The sequence below is a fragment of the Rahnella perminowiae genome, from assembly GCF_019049755.1.
GTDB classification, from domain to species: domain Bacteria; phylum Pseudomonadota; class Gammaproteobacteria; order Enterobacterales; family Enterobacteriaceae; genus Rahnella; species Rahnella perminowiae.
This window is the reverse complement of the sequence record NZ_JAFMOS010000188.1, coordinates 1-1,580: the sequence shown is the minus strand read 5'-3', so window position 1 is coordinate 1,580 and position 1,580 is coordinate 1. Positions and strand designations below refer to the sequence as shown.

Genomic DNA, 1,580 nt, shown 5'->3' with positions numbered 1-1,580 from the left:
TGTATCTCTTTGTTATTACCAATGTAACGGACGAAGGCATCGGAGCCGGAACCGTCAACACACAGCGTATGCTCGAAAGCCTTGGGCGTGCAGATACCATCCCTAATGTGACAAAAGAAATGCAGGTCGGGGGAATGAGTGACCCGCGACCAATTTATTATGATCCGCGGGACCCGGCAGCGCAGGAAAAACTGGACGAATATGAAAAAGAAATTCAAAAAATAAGAAACAGAGAAATTTTGCAGGTCAACATTCCCGGTCTGAAAGTGCATATCTGTTCTCTTGTCGCACCCGATTCACCCGAGGGTAACTGGATGCCGGTCTATGTGCATTCCAAGCTGATGATCATCAACGATGTATTCACGACCCATGGTTCCGCCAATATCAACACCCGTAGTATGCAGGTCGACAGCGAAATGAATATTGCTCATGACTGGGCCAGCGTGACTAAAGCACTGCGGCAGCGGCTGTGGAAGTTGCATACAAATGGAATAGGAATGCAGGACGATCCTGCGACGGCGTTCGATGCTTGGGAAGATCTTCTCAACAAGAATAAAGGCCGTCAGGACACTAAAAATGAAAGACCTTTAGCTCCACTAATCAATTTTCTGTACGGCAAAAAAACATTGAAGGATCAGGACTGATGCGAAAGCTACTATTGCTCTCCTGCTTGCTGCTGGCATCTTGCGACCAAAATAGTGCACCAACTTTGATTAAAAAGGATGTTTCCATGGATCCCCTTTCCACTATCAATGCGAGATTGGCCTTTACTTGCAAACACGAAACCATTCCCCAGGTATCATCTGATACAGATGTAGTGTTTAAGTATGCTCGCTGGCTTCAAGTGAATAACCAACTTAAAGAAGATAAAACCGTAGATGCACAAATTGAGCGTTTATATCGAATTGCTACCGCCAACGGTCATTATAAAGCCAGCATAAACCTACAAAACGGCGCAATCCGGGGTCAGTTCAATCTCAATAGAACTGAACAGCTGCACATGAGCCAGCAACTCATTGATGCGAAAGTGGCAACAGGTTACTACTTTGTCGCCATTTATTTGGAGAATGGAACTGCCGGTTTGAAACAGAACAGTGAGATGGCTTTACGTTATTACCGTAAAGCAGCGGATGAAGGAAATCCTCAGGCCCAAGCTTACATCGGGGATAAGCTGGCCCCAGCGAATATGGCGCCGAAAGTTTCCAGACAGTTGCGTCGCTGTGCGGCCGAACAAGGTAATGACAATGCCGCCAACGCTTTGGGAGTGGCCTTAAGTATTACCGAGCAATATACGGAGGCTCTTGAAGCATTTCAACTCGGTGTTGCAGCTGGGGACTCAAGTTCAGCAAGATTTTTAGCGAATGGTTTTAATGGACCAGCCCCCACTAACGAATTGTACTATCTTGGACAGCGAAAAGACTCCGAGCGTACCCAACGTTATAAAATAATTGGCAAAATACTTAGCAACTATTCCTACAGTAACCCCACCGTCCCAGAAATCAACGATATCGTCCCCCTCCCACCGGCCCCGCTGCCTGCCTGGGATGGCAAGATAAAATGGCTGGAAGATCGCAAAGCGA

The 1,580-nt window shown here is 46.8% G+C and carries 2 protein-coding genes; both read left to right on the top strand.

Annotated features, from left to right (window positions below):
- Window positions 1–644 (top strand): phospholipase D-like domain-containing protein (locus J1785_RS26575; protein ID WP_338020332.1); only part of this gene is annotated, 644 nt, incomplete at its 5' end.
- A partial coding sequence (locus J1785_RS01125; protein ID WP_217218609.1) for an SEL1-like repeat protein occupies window positions 644–1,580 on the top strand: 937 nt, incomplete at its 3' end. The genes J1785_RS26575 and J1785_RS01125, both read left to right, overlap by 1 nt.